The sequence below is a fragment of the Streptomyces sp. NPDC051364 genome (assembly GCF_040682115.1).
Lineage (GTDB): Bacteria > Actinomycetota > Actinomycetes > Streptomycetales > Streptomycetaceae > Streptomyces.
In genome coordinates, this window is sequence record NZ_JBFBAH010000006.1 from 295442 (window position 1) to 315966 (window position 20525).

General features: G+C 68.0%; 17 protein-coding genes and 1 tRNA gene. 2 read left to right on the top strand and 16 right to left on the bottom strand.

Annotation, left to right across the window (positions count from 1 at the left end; all coding sequences use genetic code 11):
- Positions 1–30: 30 nt before the first annotated feature.
- The 9 genes from AB0M76_RS16070 to AB0M76_RS16110 form a co-directional block, all read right to left on the bottom strand.
- Complete coding sequence (locus AB0M76_RS16070) at positions 31–3930, bottom strand: DNA-directed RNA polymerase subunit beta' (protein ID WP_365953416.1); 3900 nt, start codon at positions 3928–3930, stop codon at positions 31–33.
- A gap of 97 nt (positions 3931–4027) precedes the next feature.
- On the bottom strand, positions 4028–7510 hold the full coding sequence (gene rpoB, locus AB0M76_RS16075) for a DNA-directed RNA polymerase subunit beta (protein ID WP_365953417.1): 3483 nt from the start codon (positions 7508–7510) through the stop codon (positions 4028–4030).
- Between the two features lie 597 nt (positions 7511–8107).
- Entirely contained in the window at positions 8108–8488 is a 381-nt protein-coding gene (rplL, locus tag AB0M76_RS16080) for a 50S ribosomal protein L7/L12 (protein ID WP_189970642.1), read from the bottom strand.
- A gap of 110 nt (positions 8489–8598) precedes the next feature.
- A complete protein-coding gene (rplJ, locus tag AB0M76_RS16085; protein ID WP_030008449.1) occupies positions 8599–9129 on the bottom strand; it encodes a 50S ribosomal protein L10 in 531 nt (176 codons plus the stop codon).
- A gap of 447 nt (positions 9130–9576) precedes the next feature.
- Positions 9577–10305: a 50S ribosomal protein L1 gene (gene rplA / locus AB0M76_RS16090; protein WP_030710300.1), complete on the bottom strand. Its 729-nt coding sequence runs from the start codon at positions 10303–10305 to the stop codon at positions 9577–9579.
- An 87-nt stretch (positions 10306–10392) separates the two neighbouring features.
- Positions 10393–10827 carry a 50S ribosomal protein L11 gene (rplK, locus tag AB0M76_RS16095; RefSeq protein WP_008739735.1) on the bottom strand — a complete coding sequence of 145 codons (435 nt, stop codon included), beginning with the start codon at positions 10825–10827 and terminating at the stop codon, positions 10393–10395.
- A gap of 169 nt (positions 10828–10996) precedes the next feature.
- On the bottom strand, positions 10997–11935 hold the full coding sequence (gene nusG, locus AB0M76_RS16100) for a transcription termination/antitermination protein NusG (RefSeq protein WP_365953418.1): 939 nt from the start codon (positions 11933–11935) through the stop codon (positions 10997–10999).
- A gap of 84 nt (positions 11936–12019) precedes the next feature.
- The gene (gene secE, locus AB0M76_RS16105; RefSeq protein WP_030298162.1) at positions 12020–12301 is read right to left on the bottom strand and encodes a preprotein translocase subunit SecE; all 282 of its coding nucleotides are present in this window, start codon (positions 12299–12301) and stop codon (positions 12020–12022) included.
- Between the two features lie 105 nt (positions 12302–12406).
- A tRNA-Trp gene (locus AB0M76_RS16110) sits at positions 12407–12479 on the bottom strand.
- Between the two features lie 192 nt (positions 12480–12671).
- Between AB0M76_RS16110 and AB0M76_RS16115 the strand changes: the two genes are divergently transcribed.
- Positions 12672–13898, top strand: coding sequence for a pyridoxal phosphate-dependent aminotransferase (locus AB0M76_RS16115; RefSeq protein ID WP_266664780.1), 1227 nt, complete (start codon positions 12672–12674; stop codon positions 13896–13898).
- 294 nt (positions 13899–14192) lie between these two features.
- Entirely contained in the window at positions 14193–15212 is a 1020-nt protein-coding gene (locus tag AB0M76_RS16120) for an adenosine deaminase (protein ID WP_365953419.1), read from the top strand.
- Between the two features lie 3 nt (positions 15213–15215).
- On the opposite strand, the gene AB0M76_RS16125 is transcribed toward AB0M76_RS16120, so the two are convergent.
- The 7 genes from AB0M76_RS16125 to AB0M76_RS16155 all read right to left on the bottom strand — a co-directional run bounded on the left by AB0M76_RS16125 (position 15216) and on the right by AB0M76_RS16155 (position 20444).
- The gene (locus AB0M76_RS16125; RefSeq protein ID WP_365953420.1) at positions 15216–15632 is read right to left on the bottom strand and encodes a hypothetical protein; all 417 of its coding nucleotides are present in this window, start codon (positions 15630–15632) and stop codon (positions 15216–15218) included.
- A gap of 15 nt (positions 15633–15647) precedes the next feature.
- Entirely contained in the window at positions 15648–16787 is a 1140-nt protein-coding gene (locus AB0M76_RS16130; protein ID WP_365953421.1) for a UDP-N-acetylmuramate dehydrogenase, read from the bottom strand.
- On the bottom strand, positions 16784–17182 hold the full coding sequence (locus tag AB0M76_RS16135) for a DUF3291 domain-containing protein (RefSeq protein WP_328620565.1): 399 nt from the start codon (positions 17180–17182) through the stop codon (positions 16784–16786). The genes AB0M76_RS16130 and AB0M76_RS16135 overlap by 4 nt, the downstream gene beginning before the upstream one ends.
- Positions 17183–17217: 35 nt before the next feature.
- A complete protein-coding gene (locus AB0M76_RS16140; protein WP_365953556.1) occupies positions 17218–18705 on the bottom strand; it encodes a DHA2 family efflux MFS transporter permease subunit in 1488 nt (495 codons plus the stop codon).
- A 125-nt stretch (positions 18706–18830) separates the two neighbouring features.
- Entirely contained in the window at positions 18831–19406 is a 576-nt protein-coding gene (locus tag AB0M76_RS16145; protein WP_365953422.1) for a TetR/AcrR family transcriptional regulator, read from the bottom strand.
- A gap of 155 nt (positions 19407–19561) precedes the next feature.
- On the bottom strand, positions 19562–19990 hold the full coding sequence (locus tag AB0M76_RS16150; RefSeq protein ID WP_365953423.1) for a MaoC family dehydratase: 429 nt from the start codon (positions 19988–19990) through the stop codon (positions 19562–19564).
- 1 nt (position 19991) lies between these two features.
- Complete coding sequence (locus tag AB0M76_RS16155) at positions 19992–20444, bottom strand: MaoC family dehydratase N-terminal domain-containing protein (RefSeq protein WP_266626489.1); 453 nt, start codon at positions 20442–20444, stop codon at positions 19992–19994.
- Between the last annotated feature and the right edge of the window lie 81 nt (positions 20445–20525).

Here is a 20525-nt window from a genome sequence, read left to right on the forward strand (position 1 = left end):
GAGCAGCGGGGGGCTTCTTCTTACGAGCTGTCAGCCGTTGTACGGGCCGTAGTCGTAGTCCTCCAGCGGGACAGCCTGGCCGGAGCCGGTGCCGAAGGGCGAGTAGTCGATGTCGTCGTAGCCGACGGCCGAGTACATCGCGGCCTTCGCTTCCTCGGTGGGCTCGACCCGGATGTTGCGGTAGCGGGCGAGGCCCGTACCGGCCGGGATGAGCTTACCGATGATGACGTTCTCCTTGAGGCCGATGAGGCTGTCGGACTTGGCGTTGATCGCCGCATCCGTCAGGACTCGGGTCGTCTCCTGGAAGGAGGCGGCCGACAGCCAGGATTCCGTCGCCAGCGAGGCCTTGGTGATACCCATCAGCTGCGGACGGCCGGAGGCGGGGTGACCGCCCTCGGTGACCACACGACGGTTCTCGGTCTCGAAGCGCGAGCGCTCGACGAGCTCGCCCGGCAGGAGCTCCGCATCGCCGGACTCGATGATCGTCACGCGGCGGAGCATCTGCCGGATGATGATCTCGATGTGCTTGTCGTGGATCGACACGCCCTGCGAGTTGTAGACCTTCTGGACTTCGCCGACCAGGTGGACCTGGACCGCACGCTGGCCGAGGATGCGCAGCACGTCGTGCGGGTTGGTGGCACCCGCGGTGAGCTTCTGGCCCACCTCGACGTGGTCACCCTCGTGCACGATGACCTTGGCGCGCTTCGAGATCGGGAAGGCCGTCTCGTCGCTGCCGTCGTCCGGCGTGATGACGATCTTCTTCGTCTTCTCGGTCTCCTCGATCCGCACGCGGCCGGCGGCCTCGGAGATCGGGGCGACACCCTTCGGGGTACGGGCCTCGAAGAGCTCGACGACACGCGGCAGACCCTGCGTGATGTCGTCACCGGCCACACCACCGGTGTGGAAGGTACGCATCGTCAGCTGGGTACCGGGCTCACCGATGGACTGGGCGGCGATGATGCCGACCGCCTCACCGATGTCGACCAGCTTGCCGGTGGCGAGCGAGCGTCCGTAGCAGAAGGCACAGGTGCCGACCGCGGACTCACAGGTCAGGACCGAGCGGGTCTTGACCTCCTCGACGCCGTTGGCGACCAGGGCGTCGATCAGGACGTCACCGAGGTCGACGTTGGCCGGCGCGATGACCTTGCCGTCGATGACGACGTCCTCGGCCAGCATGCGGGCGTAGATCGAGGTCTCGACGTCGTCGGCCTTGCGCAGCACGCCGTCCTCGCCGCGAACGGCGATCTTCAGCTTCAGGCCGCGCTCGGTGCCGCAGTCCTCCTCGCGGATGATCACGTCCTGCGAGACGTCCACCAGACGACGGGTCAGGTAACCCGAGTCGGCGGTACGCAGGGCGGTGTCCGCCAGACCCTTACGGGCACCGTGCGTGGAGATGAAGTACTCCAGAACGGTGAGGCCCTCACGGAAGGACGCCTTGATCGGACGCGGGATGGTCTCGTTCTTCGCGTTCGACACCAGACCACGCATACCGGCGATCTGTCGCATCTGCATCATGTTTCCTCGGGCACCCGAGTCAACCATCATGAAGATGGGGTTCGTCTTGGGGAAGTTCGCGTTCATCGCCTCGGCAACCTCGTTGGTCGCCTTGGTCCAGATCGCGATGAGCTCCTGCGTGCGCTCGTCCTTGGTGATCAGACCGCGCTCGTACTGCTTCTGGACCTTCTCGTCCATCGCCTCGTAGCCCGCGACGATGGCCTTCTTGGCCTCGGGCACGACGACGTCGGAGATGGCCACGGTGACGCCCGAACGGGTCGCCCAGTGGAAGCCGGCCGCCTTCAGGTTGTCGAGCGTCGCCGCCACGATGACCTTGGGGTAGCGCTCAGCCAGGTCGTTGACGATCTCGGAGAGCTGCTTCTTGCCCACCGAGTAGTCGACGAACGGGTAGTCCTCGGGCAGCAGCTCGTTGAAGAGCGCGCGGCCCAGGGAGGTGCGCAGACGGAAGCTGTCGCCCGGCTGGAACTCCTGCTCGCCCTCTTCGGCGACCGGCGGCACCCAGCCACGCGGCGGGATGGTGCCCACCGGGAAGCGGATGTCGACGGACGACTGCAGCGCGAGCTCGCCGGCGTCGAACGCCATGATCGCCTCGGCCGTGGAGCCGAACGCGCGGCCCTCGCCCTTGGTGTCACGGAGCTCACCGTCGGTGGTCAGGAAGAACAGACCGAGGACCATGTCCTGGGTCGGCATCGTGACCGGACGGCCGTCGGCCGGCTTCAGGATGTTGTTCGAGGACAGCATCAGGATGCGGGCCTCGGCCTGCGCCTCCGCGGAGAGCGGCAGGTGCACGGCCATCTGGTCACCGTCGAAGTCCGCGTTGAACGCGGTGCAGACGAGCGGGTGGATCTGGATGGCCTTGCCTTCGACCAGCTGGGGCTCGAAGGCCTGGATGCCGAGGCGGTGCAGCGTGGGTGCACGGTTCAGCAGCACCGGGTGCTCGGCGATGACCTCTTCGAGCACGTCGTACACGACCGTGCGGCCGCGCTCGACCATGCGCTTCGCCGACTTGATGTTCTGCGCGTGGTTCAGGTCGACCAGGCGCTTCATCACGAACGGCTTGAAGAGCTCCAGCGCCATGGCCTTGGGCAGACCACACTGGTGCAGCTTCAGCTGCGGACCGACGACGATCACGGAACGCGCGGAGTAGTCCACGCGCTTGCCGAGAAGGTTCTGACGGAATCGACCCTGCTTGCCCTTGAGCATGTCGCTCAGGGACTTCAGCGGGCGGTTACCGGGACCGGTCACCGGACGACCACGACGACCGTTGTCGAAGAGGGCGTCCACGGCCTCCTGAAGCATGCGCTTCTCGTTGTTCACGATGATCTCGGGGGCACCGAGGTCGAGGAGACGCTTCAGACGGTTGTTGCGGTTGATCACGCGGCGGTACAGGTCGTTCAGGTCGGAGGTCGCGAAGCGGCCACCGTCCAGCTGCACCATCGGACGCAGGTCCGGCGGGATCACCGGGACGCAGTCCAGAACCATGCCCTTGGGCTTGTTGCTGGTCTGCAGGAACGCGGAGACGACCTTGAGGCGCTTGAGCGCACGGGTCTTCTTCTGGCCCTTGCCGGTACGGATGATCTCGCGGAGGCGCTCGGCCTCCTCGTCGAGGTCGAAGGACTCCAGGCGCTTCTGCAGCGCCGCGGCACCCATGCAACCGTCGAAGTACGTACCGAAGCGGTCGCGCAGCTCGCGGTAGAGCAGCTCGTCGCCCTCGAGGTCCTGGACCTTGAGGTTCTTGAAGCGCGCCCAGACCTCGTCGAGGCGGTCGATCTCGCGCTGGGCGCGGTCACGGAGCTGCTTCATCTCGCGCTCGGCACCTTCGCGCACCTTGCGGCGTACGTCGGCCTTCGCGCCCTCGGCCTCGAGCTCGGCCAGGTCGGTCTCGAGCTTCTTGGCACGGCCTTCGAGGTCCGCGTCGCGGCGGTTCTCGATCTGCTGGCGCTCGACGGAGACGTGGGCCTCCAGCGACGGGAGGTCGCGGGTGCGGCGCTCGTCGTCCACGAACGTGATCATGTACGCGGCGAAGTAGATGACCTTTTCGAGGTCCTTCGGCGCGAGGTCCAGCAGGTAGCCGAGGCGCGACGGGACGCCCTTGAAGTACCAGATGTGGGTGACGGGAGCGGCAAGCTCGATGTGGCCCATCCGCTCACGGCGCACCTTGGCGCGCGTGACCTCGACGCCACAGCGCTCACAGATGATGCCCTTGAAGCGGACACGCTTGTACTTGCCGCAGTAGCACTCCCAGTCCCGGGTCGGACCGAAGATCTTCTCGCAGAAGAGTCCGTCCTTCTCGGGCTTGAGGGTGCGGTAGTTGATGGTCTCCGGCTTCTTGACCTCGCCGTGGGACCAGGTTCGGATGTCGTCCGCGGTGGCAAGGCCGATCCGCAGCTCGTCGAAGAAGTTGACGTCGAGCACTGTGCGTCAATCCCTCTTTCGGGGTCGAGTCTCAATCATGGTCTGAACGGTCCCGGGGATGACGGGGGGCTCTTGAGCGAGCCCCCCGTCAGGCCCGTCAGACCTCTTCGACGCTGCTCGGCTCGCGCCGGGACAGGTCGATACCGAGCTCCTCCGCCGCGCGGAAGACGTCCTCGTCGGTGTCGCGCATCTCGATGGACATGCCGTCCGAGGACAGCACCTCCACGTTGAGGCAGAGCGACTGCATTTCCTTGATGAGCACCTTGAAGGACTCGGGAATGCCCGGCTCGGGGATGTTCTCGCCCTTGACGATGGCCTCGTAGACCTTCACGCGGCCGGTGACGTCATCGGACTTGATGGTCAGCAGCTCCTGGAGGGCGTAAGCGGCGCCATAAGCCTCGAGCGCCCACACCTCCATCTCACCGAAGCGCTGGCCACCGAACTGCGCCTTACCACCCAGCGGCTGCTGCGTGATCATCGAGTACGGACCGGTCGACCGAGCGTGGAGCTTGTCGTCGACCAGGTGGTGGAGCTTGAGGATGTACATGTACCCGATCGAGACCGGGTCCGGGAACGGCTCCCCGGAGCGGCCGTCGAACAGGTGCGCCTTGCCGGTCGGCAGGACCAGGCGGTCCCCGTCGCGGTTCGGGATCGTGTGCTCGAAGAGGCCGGCGAGCTCGTCCTCGCGGGCACCGTCGAACACGGGGGTGGCGACGTTGGTACCGGGCTCGACACGGTCGGCCCCGATGACCTTCAGACGCTCGGCCCACTCCTCACCGAGGCCGGAGACGTCCCAACCGCGGCTGGCGAGCCAGCCGAGGTGGATCTCCAGGACCTGTCCCGGGTTCATTCGGGACGGGACACCCAGCGGGTTGAGGATGATGTCGACCGGCGTGCCGTCTTCCAGGAAGGGCATGTCCTCGATCGGAAGGATCTTGGAGATGACACCCTTGTTGCCGTGGCGGCCGGCGAGCTTGTCACCGTCGGTGATCTTGCGCTTCTGGGCGACGTAGACGCGGACCAGCTGGTTCACGCCCGGAGGAAGCTCGTCGCCCTCCTCGCGGTCGAAGACGCGGACACCGATGACCTTGCCGATCTCACCGTGAGGGACCTTGAGCGAGGTGTCACGCACCTCGCGGGCCTTCTCACCGAAGATCGCGCGGAGCAGGCGCTCTTCCGGGGTCAGCTCGGTCTCACCCTTGGGCGTGACCTTGCCGACCAGGATGTCGCCGGCGACTACGTCCGCACCGATGCGGATGATGCCGCGCTCGTCGAGGTCCGCGAGGACCTCCTCGGAGACGTTCGGGATGTCCCGGGTGATCTCCTCGGGGCCCAGCTTGGTGTCACGGGCGTCGACCTCGTGCTCCTCGATGTGGATCGAGGAGAGGACGTCGTCCTGCACGAGGCGCTGCGACAGGATGATCGCGTCCTCGTAGTTGTGACCTTCCCAGGGCATGAACGCGACGAGCAGGTTCTTGCCGAGGGCCATTTCGCCCTCTTCGGTCGCGGGACCGTCGGCGAGGACCTGGGACTCGATGATCCGGTCACCCTCGTTGACGATGACCTTCTGGTTGACCGAGGTGCCCTGGTTCGAGCGGGAGAACTTGGCGACGCGGTACGTGGTGTACGTGCCGTCGTCGTTGGCGACGGTGATGTAGTCGGCCGAGACCTCCTGGACGACACCGTCCTTCTCCGCCTTGATCGAGTCACCGGCGTCGACCGCACAGCGGTACTCCATGCCGGTACCGACGAGCGGCGCCTCCGCCTTGATGAGCGGAACGGCCTGGCGCATCATGTTCGCGCCCATGAGGGCACGGTTGGCGTCGTCGTGCTCGAGGAAGGGGATCATCGCGGTCGCGACGGACACCATCTGGCGCGGCGAGACGTCCATGTAGTCGACGTCGCCGCCGGCGATGTAGTCGATCTCGCCACCACGACGGCGGACCAGAACGCGGTTCTCGGTGAAGCGCATCGCATCGTTCAGGGCGGCGTTCGCCTGGGCGATGACGAAGCGGTCTTCCTCGTCGGCCGTGAGGTAGTCGACCTCGTCGGTGACGACACCCTCGACGACCTTGCGGTACGGGGTCTCGATGAAGCCGAACGGGTTGATCCGGCCGTAGGAGGCCAGCGAGCCGATCAGACCGATGTTCGGGCCTTCAGGCGTCTCGATCGGGCACATGCGGCCGTAGTGCGACGGGTGCACGTCACGGACCTCGAAGCCGGCCCGCTCGCGGGACAGACCACCCGGGCCGAGGGCGTTGAGACGACGCTTGTGCGTCAGACCCGACAGCGGGTTGTTCTGGTCCATGAACTGCGACAGCTGGCTGGTGCCGAAGAACTCCTTGATGGAGGCGACGACCGGCCGGATGTTGATCAGGGTCTGCGGCGTGATCGCCTCGACGTCCTGAGTCGTCATGCGCTCGCGCACGACGCGCTCCATACGAGCCAGACCCGTGCGGACCTGGTTCTGGATGAGCTCGCCGACGTTGCGGATACGACGGTTGCCGAAGTGGTCGATGTCGTCGGTCTCGACGACGATCTCCCGGCCCGACTCGCCGACCGTCTCGGTCTCGCCCGCGTGCAGCTTGACCAGGTACTTGATCGTCGCGATGACGTCGTCGGTGGTGAGCACACCGGCGTCGAGCGGCTCGTCGGCGCCGAGCTTCTTGTTCACCTTGTAGCGGCCGACCTTCGCGAGGTCGTAGCGCTTCGGGTTGAAGTAGAGGTTCTCGAGCAGCGTCTGAGCGGCCTCGCGGGTCGGCGGCTCGCCCGGGCGCAGCTTGCGGTAGATGTCGAGCAGCGCGTCGTCCTGGCCCTGGGTGTGGTCCTTCTCCAGGGTGGCGCGCATGGACTCGTACTCGCCGAACTCTTCGAGGATCTGCTCGGTGGTCCAGCCGAGAGCCTTCAGGAGGACGGTGACGGACTGCTTGCGCTTGCGGTCGATGCGGACACCGACCATGTCGCGCTTGTCGATCTCCATCTCGAGCCAGGCACCCCGGGACGGGATGATCTTGGCGGCGAAGATGTCCTTGTCGGACGTCTTGTCGATGGAGGAGTCGAAGTAGACACCGGGGGAGCGGACAAGCTGCGACACGACGACACGCTCGGTGCCGTTGATGACGAAGGTGCCCTTGTTGGTCATGAGCGGGAAATCGCCCATGAAGACCGTCTGAGACTTGATCTCTCCGGTCTCGTTGTTCGTAAACTCGGCCGTGACAAACAGCGGCGCCGCGTACGTGAAGTCGCGGTCCTTGCACTCGTCGACGGAGTTCTTCGCCGGCTCGAACCGGTGGTCGCGGAACGTCAGCGACATGGAACCGGAGAAGTCCTCGATCGGCGAGATCTCCTCGAAGATCTCTTCCAGACCGGACTTGGTGGGGACGTCCTGTCCACTCTCGAGCGCCGACTCGACGCGAGACTTCCAGGCGGCATTGCCGAGAAGCCAGTCAAAGCTCTCGGTCTGCAGCGCCAGGAGGTTCGGAACCTCGAGGGGCTCCTTGATCTTTGCAAAGGAGATGCGCAGCGGGGCGGTGCTGGCACCGGTGTTCGTATTGGTCGAGGCGTTGCGCGAGGCGGCCAAGAGGGGGTCCTTCCGAGGGCTCGGACTCACTACGCGCGTACCGGTCCCAGCTGACACAGAAGACAACCCCCCTGATCTGGCCGATAAGGCCTGGTCAGGGCGTATCAATCAAGTGTGCTCAAGCGTGGGCATGCCCCTGGCGACGGGCAGGGGGCAGCTAACAGGCAGCGCAAAGGGTCAGTGTAGCCACTTGGCTCACTGATGTCCAGACCAGGTTTCCGGAAACCGGCAACAGGCCTTCCCCATGTCGTTAAAACCAACCCTGCAACCCTGCGTCCAACATTGCGGCTCGTACTACAGAGCGCGAATCAGTACTGCCCTCTTCGTAGCCGATCCATGCCTCGGATCTCGGATCCGTGTCCCGGATCCCGGATCGGGCGGACCGATCCCGCAACGGGTCTGAGAATTGCGCGCCGCGTGCCGTTCGTCAAGGCCCCCTGCTCCGTGCGGATCAGCTCCGGACCCGACCGCGGGGCAACGATGATCACCCTACTCCCCAACGAGACCAGGGCAAGTCAGGCACCGCGGATACGCCAAAGGGCGACCACCCTTACGGGTGATCGCCCTTGGTTGGGGCCCCAGAGGGCCCCAGAGGTGTTACTTGACCTCGACAGCCGCGCCGGCAGCCTTGAGGGACTCGGCGGCCTTGTCAGCGGCCTCCTTGGCGACCTTCTCGAGGACCGGCTTCGGAGCGCCGTCCACGAGGTCCTTGGCCTCCTTCAGACCCAGGGAGGTCAGCTCACGCACGACCTTGATGACCTGGATCTTCTTGTCGCCGGCACCGGTGAGGATGACGTCGAACTCGTCCTGCTCCTCAGCGGCCTCAGCGGCAACCGGGGCACCCGGACCGGCAACGGCGACGGCCGCGGCGGCGGTGACGTCGAACTTCTCCTCGAAGGCCTTCACGAACTCGGAGAGCTCGATGAGGGTCATCTCCTCGAACTGGGCGAGGAGGTCGTCCTGAGAGAGCTTCGCCATGATGGGCGATCCTTCCACTAATTCGGCAGGTGCCGGATGTATATAGAGGCGGGCGTAACGGCCCGCTACGACCCACGCACTAGGCGGCGTGGATCAATGCGCGAGCCGAATTACTCGGCACCGCCCTGCTCGGCGAGCTTGACGCGAAGCGCTTCCGCGGTGCGGACGAACTTCGACGGCAGCGCCTGGAAGAGCGAGGCAGCCTGAGACTGCTTGCCCTTGAACGCGCCGGCCAGCTTGCTGAGCAGAACCTCGCGGGACTCGAGGTCCGCAAGCTTCTTGATCTCATCGGCGGTGAGCGCCTTACCATCAAGGACACCCGCCTTGATGATGAGGTTCGGGTTGTCCTTGGCGAAGTCACGCAGGCTCTTCGCCGACTCCACCGGGTCACCGGTGATGAAGGCGACCGCGGTCGGACCAGCGAAGTGCTCGTCCAGCGCGGTGATCCCGGCCTGGTTGGCCGCAATCTTGGTCAGCGTGTTCTTCACCACGGCGTACTGGGCGTTCTCACCAAGGGAGCGACGCAGCGTCTTGAGCTGCGCGACGGTGAGACCCCGGTACTCGGTCAGCACGGCGGCGTTCGAGCTCTGGAACGCGTCCTTGAGCTCGGCTACCGATGCAGCCTTGTTGGGCGTCGGCATGGTGCGTTCGCCTCCTTCCGGGTGATGAGGACCGCTCAGAAGGGGCTGAAATAAGAAACGCCCCGGCGCAGGCGCCAGGGCGTGGCTCAACCGGAACGAGTTCCGGGAACCTTCCACAGTCACCTACGCGGGTCGTCCGCATTCAACGGATCCTTCGGCCGCCGAACCCTTGCGGGCACGGCAACGACCAGCGGTCTTTGGCTTCTGGTGAAGACTACGTGACCCGGCACCGGTCAGGCAAATCGGTCAGTGTCCGAGGCCGGCGGACGTGGCCCGGCAACACCGCCAGGCCCGGGGCGGGCCCGTCCCGGGCCGCCTGAGGCCGTCCCGTGCCGCCCGAGGACCCCGAGGCCGTCCGAGAGCAAGAAAACGGGCCCCTCGCCGCCCTGTGAGGGGGCGAGGGGCCCGTTTCAGCCACTCAGGTGAGCCGGAGGCTCAGCGTGGGGCTCAGACAGCGGCCGGGTCTTCCTCGACGAGGAGGTTCCGGGTGCGGTTCGAGTCCAGCTGGATGCCGGGGCCCATCGTGGTGCTCAGGGCGGCCTTCTTGATGTAGCGGCCCTTCGCGGCGGACGGCTTCAGACGAAGGATCTCGTCCAGGGCCGCGCCGTAGTTCTCGACCAGCTGCTCATCGGAGAAGGAGACCTTGCCGATGATGAAGTGCAGGTTCGAGTGCTTGTCGACGCGGAACTCGATCTTGCCACCCTTGATCTCGGTGACAGCCTTCGCGACGTCCATCGTGACGGTGCCGGTCTTCGGGTTCGGCATGAGGCCACGGGGACCGAGCACGCGACCGAGGCGGCCGACCTTGCCCATGAGGTCCGGGGTGGCCACAACGGCGTCGAACTCGTTCAGGCGGTTGCCCTTGGCGATCTCGTTGATCAGCTCGTCGTCGCCGACAATGTCGGCGCCGGCGGCTTCCGCGGCCGCAGCACGGTCACCGGTCGCGAAGACCAGGACCCGGGCGGTCTTGCCGGTGCCGTGCGGGAGGTTCACGGTGCCGCGGACCATCTGGTCGGCCTTGCGCGGGTCTACACCCAGGCGGAAGGCGACCTCGACGGTGCTGTCGAACTTGGTCGCGGAGGTCTCCTTGGCGAGACGGACGGCCTCGAGCGGGGCGTACAGCTTCTCCCGGTCGACCTTGGCGTCCGCAGCGCGGAGAGTCTTGCTGCGCTTCACTTCTGCTCCTGTATTTCGGCTTCAGGCATGGAGTCGTGGTGCGGACCAGCGCTTGGCCCTACCACTGGTGGTACTGGGGTGGCTGGATCAGCCTTCGACCGTGACGCCCATCGAGCGCGCGGTGCCGGCGATGATCTTCATCGCGGCATCGACGTCGTTGGCGTTCAGGTCGGGCATCTTCAGCTCGGCGATCTCGCGGACCTGGGCGCCGGTGAGCTTGGCGACCTTGGTCTTGTGCGGCTCGCCGGAGCCCTTCTCGATGCCCGCGGCCTTGAGGATCAGGCGCGCTGCCGGCGGAGTCTTGGTGATGAAGGTGAAGGAGCGGTCGTCGTAGACCGTGATCTCCACCGGCACGACCATGCCACGCTGCGACTCGGTCGCGGCGTTGTAGGCCTTGCAGAACTCCATGATGTTGACGCCGTGCTGACCGAGCGCGGGGCCGACCGGCGGAGCCGGGTTGGCCGCGCCGGCCTTGATCTGGAGCTTGATAAGCCCCGTGACCTTCTTCTTCTTGGGAGGCATTGCTCTCTCCGGGTCCTAGTGAGAGTTTTTCGCCGCCGATCCGGTCATCCGGATGGAGGCATACCGCACCACAATAACGGGTATCGGAGCGGGGCTAAAAACCGAGCAGGTCAGACCGCCCTTTGCGGGGCGATCTGACCTGTCCGGAAGCTTGCTTCAGAAGATCGGTTCAGTTCTTCTGGATCTGGTCGAAGCTGAGCTCGACCGGAGTCTCGCGACCGAAGATCTCGACGAGGCCCTTGACCTTCTTCGAGTCGGGGTTGATCTCGTTGATGGTCGCCTGCAGCGTCGCGAACGGGCCGTCGGTGACGGTGACCGAGTCGCCGACCTCGAAGTCCAGGACCTCGATGGTGCGCTTGACGGCGGGCGCGGGCAGGCCGGCCTCTTCCGCGGCGGCCTTGGCGGCCTTCTCCTGCGCCTCCGGGGCGAGCATCTTGACGATCTCGTCCAGCGTCAGCGGGTACGGGTCGTACGCGTTGCCGACGAAGCCGGTGACACCGGGGGTGTTGCGGACGACGCCCCAGGACTCGTTCGTCAGATCCATGCGGACGAGAACGTAGCCGGGCAGCTTGTTCTGCCGGACGTTCTTGCGCTCGCCGTTCTTGATCTGGACGATCTCTTCCTCGGGCACCTCGGCCTGGTAGATGAACTCCTCGACGTTCAGCGAGACGGCACGCTGCTCGAGGTTGGCCTTCACGCGCTTCTCGTAGCCGGCGTAGGTGTGGATCACGTACCACTCGCCGGGCAGGAGGCGCAGCTCCTCGCGCAGGGCCTGGATGGGGTCGACGGGCTCGGCGGGCTCGGCCTCGGCCTCGACCTCGTCCGCGGCGGCCTCGACCTCGGCCTCGACCTCGACCTCGTCGGCAGCCTCGGTCTCCTCGGCCGCTTCGTCCTCGTCGGCAGCCTCTTCGACCTCGGCGTCGTCCTCGGACTCGGCGTCGACCTCGTCCTCGATGTGCAGCGCGGCCTCTTCGGCGGCGACACCGGCCTCGGCGTCGGCGAGCTCTACCTCGTCGGGGTCCACAGCGTCTGCCGCCTCGACGATGTCGAGCGCGTCCTCGACGGACTCGACGGAGTCGGGGCTCGCGTTCAGGTTCGGGTCAGACACGGTGGCGGCTTCTTCCTGGATACAAAAGGTGGTCGAACATGCGAAAACGGGCGGCACCCATCAAGGCGCCGCCCTCCGCGGGGATCAGCCGAAGACGAACTTGATGGCTTCCTGGAACCCATAGTCAATCACGGTCACCAGACCGATCATGATGACGACGAAGACAATCACCACGGTGGTGTACGTCGTGAGCTGATTGCGCGTCGGCCAGACGACCTTGCGGAGCTCCGCGACGATCTGGCGGTAGAACAGTGCAAGCCGGCCCAGAGGACCCTTCTTCCCGCGCTTGCCGCCCTTTCGGGCCTTCTTCTCGCGGGTGTCGTCCTCGGCGTCAGGCATGTCGATGGAGCCCAGGGCGTCCGTCACGTCTCTCACCTGAATCCGGGTCGTGGCCGTAGCCGCGCCCGGTTGCGCCGCACGGCGTTGCATCGAAGTACGTACCTGCGCACACATCCGAGAAGGAGTGTGGAGCAGGGCCGGAGGGACTCGAACCCCCAACCGCTGGTTTTGGAGACCAGTGCTCTACCAATTGAGCTACGACCCTTTGCGTCCCCCAACCTACCGCATCCAGACGAGTGCACGGAGTGCTCGCGCTCTGGAGTGATCGGCGGGGTCCAACGACAGGTGAGTGTACGTGGTCCGGGCCCTGACGTCGAACAGAGCACTTTTCCGGCTGCTCCGTCCGATGACTGAAACGGTGTGCGGCGCCTCTGGGGCGTCTGGGACGATTGGCCGCATGACCTCTGCAACGCCTTCCTCCGAGCGCCGGGTGTCCGCCCGTATCGGCGCCATTTCCGAGTCCGCCACCCTCGCCGTGGACGCCAAGGCCAAGGCCCTCAAGGCCGCCGGGCGCCCGGTCATCGGCTTCGGTGCGGGCGAGCCCGACTTTCCGACCCCGGACTACATCGTCGAGGCGGCGGTCGAGGCCTGCCGCAACCCGAAGTACCACCGCTACACGCCGGCCGGGGGTCTGCCCGAGCTGAAGGCCGCGATCGCCGCGAAGACGCTGCGCGACTCCGGCTACGAGGTCGATGCGTCGCAGGTCCTGGTGACCAACGGCGGCAAGCAGGCGATCTACGAGGCGTTCGCCGCCATCCTGGACCCGGGTGACGAGGTCATCGTCCCGGCTCCGTACTGGACCACCTACCCCGAGTCGATCCGCCTCGCCGGCGGTGTCCCGGTCGAGGTCGTCGCCGACGAGACCACCGGCTACCGCGTGTCCGTCGAGCAGCTCGAGGCCGCCCGCACCGAGCGCACCAAGGTCGTCCTGTTCGTCTCCCCGTCGAACCCGACCGGAGCCGTGTACTCCGAGGCCGACGCGGAGGCCATCGGCCGCTGGGCCGTCGAGCACGGCCTGTGGGTCCTGACCGACGAGATCTACGAGCACCTCGTCTACGGCGACGCGAAGTTCGTCTCCCTCCCGGCGATCGTCCCCGAGCTGGCCGACAAGTGCATCATCGTCAACGGCGTCGCCAAGACGTACGCGATGACGGGCTGGCGCGTGGGCTGGATCGTGGGCCCGAAGGACGTCGTGAAGGCCGCGACCAACCTCCAGTCGCACGCCACCTCCAACGTCTCCAACGTCGCCCAGGTCGCGGCGCTGGCCGCCGTCTCCGGCAACCTGGAGGCCGTCCACGAGATGCGCACCGCCTTCGACCGCCGCCGCCAGACGATGGTGCGGATGCTGAACGAGATCGACGGTGTGTTCTGCCCGACCCCCGAGGGCGCGTTCTACGTCTACCCCGCGGTCAAGGACGTGCTCGGCAAGGAGATCCGCGGCAAGCGCCCGCAGACCTCCGTCGAGCTGGCGGCCCTGATCCTGGACGAGGCCGAGGTCGCGGTCGTCCCCGGCGAGGCCTTCGGCACCCCGGGCTACCTGCGCCTGTCGTACGCCCTGGGCGACGCGGACCTGGTCGAGGGCGTGTCCCGCATCCAGAAGCTCCTCGCCGAGGCCAAGGCCTAGGCCTAGCCTCCGGCGGTACGCAGCCCGGTCCGAGCGGCGGTTCCCCCACGGGGAGCCGCCGCTCGGGCACATCGGGGCCGAGCCATGGAGCCGCACCGCCGTTCGCGGCACCGGTGCGGATGGAGCCCGGTCTTCCAGCCCCGCCGGCGTTCGAGGCGCGGGTCGGGGCGGCGCCCGGGCAGGCCCCGCGCAGGCGGCCCCGCCACCGCCTCCCGCCTCGCGCAGACGTTCGAGCAAGCCCCCGATCGGTAAAACCCCCTCCCGCCGAGCGCAGCGGTACGGCAGGATCACCAGATGGAGCACGTACGCGATCTCACGCTTCTGCCGAAAGCCCACCTCCACCTGCACTTCACGGGGTCGATGCGCCCATCGACCCTCCTGGAGCTCGCCGACAAGTACGGCGTCCGCCTCCCCGACGCCCTCACCGCCGGTGAGCCACCCAAGCTCCGCGCCACCGACGAGCGCGGCTGGTTCCGCTTCCAGCGCCTCTACGACGCCGCCCGCTCCTGCCTGCGCGAGCCCGAGGACATCCGGCGCCTCGTCCGCGAGGCGGCCGAGGAGGACGTACGGGACGGCAGCGGCTGGCTGGAGATCCAGGTGGATCCCACCTCCTACGCCCCCCTGCTCGGCGGCATGATCCCTGCCGTCGAGATCATCCTGGACGCCGTCGACATGGCCTCCCGCGAGACCGGGCTCGGCATGCGGGTCCTCATCGCCGCGAACCGGATGAAACACCCCCTCGACGCCCGCACCCTCGCCCGCCTCGCCGTCCGCTACGCCGACCGCGGCATCGTCGGCTTCGGGCTCTCCAACGACGAGCGCCGCGGCATGGCCCGCGACTTCGACCGGGCCTTCGCCATCGCCCGCGAGGGCGGCCTGCTCGCGGCCCCGCACGGCGGCGAGCTCACCGGACCCGCCTCCGTCCGGGACTGCCTCGACGATCTGCACGCCTCCCGCATCGGCCACGGCGTCCGGGCCGCCGAGGACCCGCGCCTGCTCAAGCGGCTCGCGGACCGGCAGATCACCTGCGAGGTCTGCCCGGCGTCGAACGTCGCGCTCGGGGTCTACGAGCGGCCCGAGGACGTCCCGCTGCGCACCCTCTTCGAGGCCGGGGTGCCGATGGCGCTGGGCGCGGACGACCCGCTGCTGTTCGGATCCCGGCTGGCGGCGCAGTACGAGATCGCCCGCCGCCACCACGCCTTCACGGACGCGGAGCTCGCCGAGCTGGCCCGGCAGTCGGTGCGCGGTTCGGCGGCGCCGGAGGACGTACAGGACAAGCTGCTGGCCGGGATCGACCACTGGCTGGCTTCCTGACGGTCACCGGGTGAGCCGCAGGTCGCCCTCCCAGCAGTCGGCCCGTACCCGGTCGCCGTCGGGGAAGCCGATCTCCAGCTGCGTGCGCCCGGTCTCCGGCGCCGCGAACTCGGCCACGGTCGCCACCGTGTCCCCGAGGTGCCGCAGGAAGGGGTGGTCGCCGAGGTCCTCGCCGACCTCGATCCGGCCCCACTCCCCCATGTCGTACGACTCGTGGGGCGACGCGGATTCGACGATGAGGCACCGGTCGGACCCGGTGCTGATCCTGGTGGAATCGCCCTCGCTGTCGATCAGCCAGACGTCGAGCGGCGCCTCGGAGCGTTCGCCCTCGTAGACGTGCCAGGACGCGACGATCCTGCTGATCGTGCGTCCCACCAGGCGGGTGGGGTCCGTACCGGCCCCGTGCAGTGGACAGAGCATGGCGGCCGGGACTCCTCAGATGCTGACGCCGACCGTCACCGGCTCGTTGACCAGGGTGACGCCGAAGGCCGCGTGGACGCCCGCGACGACCTCGCGGGCCAGGGTGAGGAGGTCCTCGGTGGTGGCCTCGCCGCGGTTGGTCAGGGCGAGGGTGTGCTTGGTGGAGATCCGGGCGGGGCCGGTGCCGTAGCCCTTGGTGAAACCGGCCTTGTCGATCAGCCAGGCCGCGCTGGTCTTCGTACGGCCCTCGCCGGCGGGGTACGCGGGCGGGGCGGTCTCGGGGCCGAGCCGGTCCTGGACGCGGGCGAGGAAGGCGGCGTACGCCTCGTCGCTCAGGATCGGGTTGTGGAAGAAGGAGCCGGCGGACCAGGTGTCGTGGTCGGCGGGGTCGAGGACCATGCCCTTGCCGGCGCGCAGGCGGAGCACGGTCTCGCGGGCCAGCGTGGCCGGGACCCGGTCGCCGGCCTCGACGCCGAGGGCTCGGGCGGTCTCGGGGTACTTGATCGGCGCGGACAGGCCGCCCGCGTCCTCCAGGGCGAAGCGGACGCGGAGGACGACGTACCGCTCCGGCTGGTGTTTGAAGAGGCTGTCGCGGTACGAGAAGGCGCACTCGGCGGCGGTCAGCGTGACCGTCTCGCGCCGGGTGCGGTCGTACGCGACGACCTCGGTGATGGTGTCGCAGACCTCCTGGCCGTACGCCCCGACGTTCTGGATCGGGGTGGCACCGGCGGAGCCGGGGATTCCGGCGAGGCACTCGATGCCGGCCAGGCCCGCCTCGACGGCACGGGCGACGGCGTCGCTCCAGTTCTCACCGGCGGCGAGCTCCAGGGTGATCCCTCCCCTGGCCTCCGGCATGGGGGCCCCCAGATGGAAGCCGGTGGTCGCGATGCGCAGGGCGGTGCCCTCGAAGCCGCGGTCGCCGATGACCAGGTTGCTGCCGCCGCCGATGACGAGGAGCGGGGTGCCGCTCTCGTCCGCGGTGCGGACGGCGTCGACCACTTCGGCGTCGGTGGTCGCGGTGACCAGACGGGTGGCGGGGCCACCGAGGCGGAAGGTGGTCAGGGGGGCGAGGGGGGCGTCGTGGAGTTCCTGCACGTGGACAAGAGTACGGTCCGTACCCCTCGCATCCCTGCGGGGCCACGGACCGTACGTCATGAGCGGGCGGCCTCCTCGGCCAGCCGGTGCTCGGCTTCGGCCCAGGTGACCGGGAGGGCGGAGGCCGGGGCGGTCCAGAAGGCGAAGGCCGATTCCCGCATGAACGCGGCGGCGGCGCGGGAGCTGGAGCGGTGCGGCTCGCTGCGGGCGAAGCGGTAGAGCGCGTCGCGGTCCTGCCAGGCGGAGAGGGTCAGGAAGGTCCGGCTGAAGACCCGGGCGCGGAGGGCGACGCCATGGGCACCGGGGGCGGAGCGGATCTGACGGATGATGCCGGGCGACTTGAGGAAGAACCGGAAGGCGCCGACAAGGGTCTCGGTCTCGAAGCGGGAGGCCATGACGTAGACCTCGGCGTCGGGAGCGGGCGGGGTGGGCGTGGACCAGGGGATGTCGGGCATGGCGTGGACTCCTTTCCGTTGCGGTCCGGTGCCGGTCAGCGCGTGGCGGGGACCTTGTCGGCGAGGACGGGGGCGGGGGTGACGGGGGCGGGGGCGGGGGTGACGGGGGCGGCGGCCTTGCGGGCTCCCTTGCCCGGGACCAGGAGGGCGAAGGCGGCTGCCACGGCCACCGCGGCGGCGCCGATCCACAGCGCGGGCACGGTCCCGTCGGTGAAGGCCTGCGGGGACTCGTAGCCGCCTTGGGCGGAGAAGACCGAGGCCAGGACCGCGACACCGAGGGCGCCGCCGACCTCGCGCAGGGCGTTGTTGGCACCGGAGGCCTTGCCCTGGTCGGCGGGGGACACCGTGGACATCAGGATGTTGGAGGCGGGGGCGAAGAACAGGCCCATGCCGATGCCGCTGAGGATCAGCGCCGGGAGCTGGGCGGCGTACGAGACGTCGGTGCTCAGGATCGTCGCGAACCAGCCGAGGCCGAGGGCCTGCAGGGCGAGCCCCGTGGCGACGACGGGGCGGCCGCCGATCCGGTCGGAGAGGATGCCCGCGATCGGGGCGGCGATCATCGGCATGGCGGTCCAGGGGAGCATGCGCAGCCCGGCCTGGGTGGGCGTGTAGCCGGCGACGCCCTGGAGGAACTGGCTGAGCAGGAAGATCGAGCCGAACATGCCCAGGTACATCAGCAGGCTGGCCGCGTTGATCCCGAGGAAGCCGCGGCCCAGGAAGAGGCGCATGGGCAGCATCGGGTTCGCGTGGCGGAAGCCGTGGATGACGAATCCGCCGACGAGCGCGGTACCGGCGATCAGGCTGGTGAGCACCGGGGTGCTGGTCCAGCCGTGGGCGTTGGCGTTGACGAGGCCGTAGACGATGCCGAAGAGGCCGCCGCTGATGAGGAGCGTGCCCGGGACGTCGAGACGGGCGTTGGGGGCGGTGGACTCGGTCAGCTTGAGGCGGGCGAGCGGGATCAGGGCGAGGCCGATCGGGACGTTCAGCCAGAAGATCCACTGCCAGGAGATGTGTTCGGTGAGGGTGCCGCCGATGAGCGGGCCGCTGGCGACGGCGAGGCCGCCGACGGCGCCGAAGATGCCGAGGGCCATGCCGCGGCGGGCGGGCGGGACGGCGGCCGTGAGCAGGGTGAGGGTGAGCGGCATCATGATCGCGGCGCCGACGCCCTGGACGGCGCGGGCGGCGATGAGCTCGTTGATGCCGGGCGAGAGGGCGGCGACGGCGGAGGCGCCGGTGAATATCGCGAGGCCGGACATGAAGAGCCGGCGCCGGCCGAAGCGGTCGCCGAGGGCCGCGCCGAACATGAGGAGGACGGCGAAGGTGAGCGTGTACGCGTTCACCGTCCACTCCAGGTCCTCCAGCGCTCCGCCGAGATCCTTGCGGATGGCGGGGAGGGCGGTGGTGACGACGAGGTTGTCGAGGGCGGCCATGAAGCCGGCCACGGAGGTGAGGACGAGCGCCCAGACGGCGGGACCGCGGAGGGCGGTGCCTTGGGTGCCCTGCGTGCCTTGGGTGTCGTGGATGCCTTGCGTGCCGTTCACGATTTCCCCCTGAGGGTGAGGACCGAACTGTTAGTTATTGCTGACTAACTTTCACGCGCATGGGTATGCGACGCATGACGCGCAGGGTGGGCGGAGCGGACCGGGGCTCACTCCCCCGGCTGGTCCAGGCCCTTCACGCGGGCGGAGGGATACAGCCCCTCCCAGACCCGGTGCCCGGGCGGGAAGCCCATCGCAGCCAGGTTGTTGATCAGCATCCCGTAGGCCATGAAGGTCGTGGTCTCGTTCACGTCGCCGCCGAGGGGCACGTGGACGGTGTCCCAGAGGTCCATCCAGCCCTTGCGGACGAGCTCACCGAGCTGGTGGTCGCCGGCAGCCTCGGCGGCGGCGACGGTGACGTACATCTGGAGCTGCATCTGGAGCTTGTCCGGATCCTCGGCGATGAGCCGGACGTACGCGTTGGCCATGGCGTGCGTGGCCTCTTCGCCCTCGAGCCCCTCGGCGGCGGCTGCGAACACCTCACGAGTGTCCCGCAGGCAGCGCTCGGCGGCGGCGAGGAAGATCGCCGGCTTGTTGGGGAAGAGCCGGAACAGGTACGGCTGCGAGACCCCGACGTGCTTGGCGATCGCCTCGGTGGAGGTCCCGTAGTAGCCACCCCGGGCGAACTCGTGCATCGCCGCCCGGATGACGCTCTCGCGCCGCTCGTCTGCACTCATCCTTGCCATATTTCAAAGTTAGTACTCAATCACTAACTTCGTCAACCCTTCCGGCCCGCCGACGTTCGGAGCTCGGGGGTCCCGGGGGCAGAGCCCCCGGCAACGGTGCCGCAGCCGCAATGGCGCAGGCGGCGGCACCGGGTCCAGGCGGGGCCTGGGGAGGGTCAGGCCAGGGTGACCACGGCTCGGGACATGCCCAGAACCTTCTGGCCCGCGCTCATCGCCGTCAGGTCAACCCGCACGCGGTTGTCCTCCAGCTTCGCCGCAACCTTGGCCGTGACCTCGATCACCGCACCCGCGTCGTCGTTCGGGACCACCACCGGCTTCGTGAACCGCACGCCGTACTCCATGACCGCCCCCGGGTCGCCGACCCAGTCGGTGACCACGCGGATCGCCTCGGCCATCGTGAACATGCCGTGCGCGATGACGTCCGGCAGTCCGACCTCCTTGGCGAACTTCTCGTTCCAGTGGATCGGGTTGAAGTCGCCCGAGGCACCCGCGTACTTCACGAGCGTGGCCCGCGTCACGGGGAAGGACGCCGCCGGCAGCTCGGTGCCGACCTCGACGTCGGCGTACTTGATCTGCGCAGTCATCTCAGGCCTCCTCGGGGGCGCGGGAGACGAGCTTCGTCCACGCCGTCACCACGTGCTCGCCGGTCTCGTCGTGGACCTCGCCGCGGATGTCGATGATGTCGTTGCCCGCCATCGACTTCACGGCCTCGATCGTGGAGGTCACCGAGAGCCGGTCACCGGCACGCACGGGGCGCGAGTACGCGAACTTCTGGTCGCCGTGCACGACGCGGCTGTAGTCCAGACCCAGCTGCGGGTCCTCCACGACCTGGCCGGCCGCCGCGAACGTGATCGCAAACACAAAAGTCGGCGGAGCGATCACATCCAGGTGGCCGAACGCCTTGGCGGCTTCGGGGTCGGTGTAGACGGGATTCGCGTCACCCACCGCAACCGCGAATTCGCGGATCTTCTCCCGGCCGACCTCGTACGGATCGGTGGGCGGGTAGCTACGCCCCACGAAGGACTGGTCGAGCGCCATGGCTCCCTACCTCCTGTTGAAAAAGACGGTCACGGAAATGATCACGGAAACGACACGAGGCCGCCCCCCAATGAAGGGGAC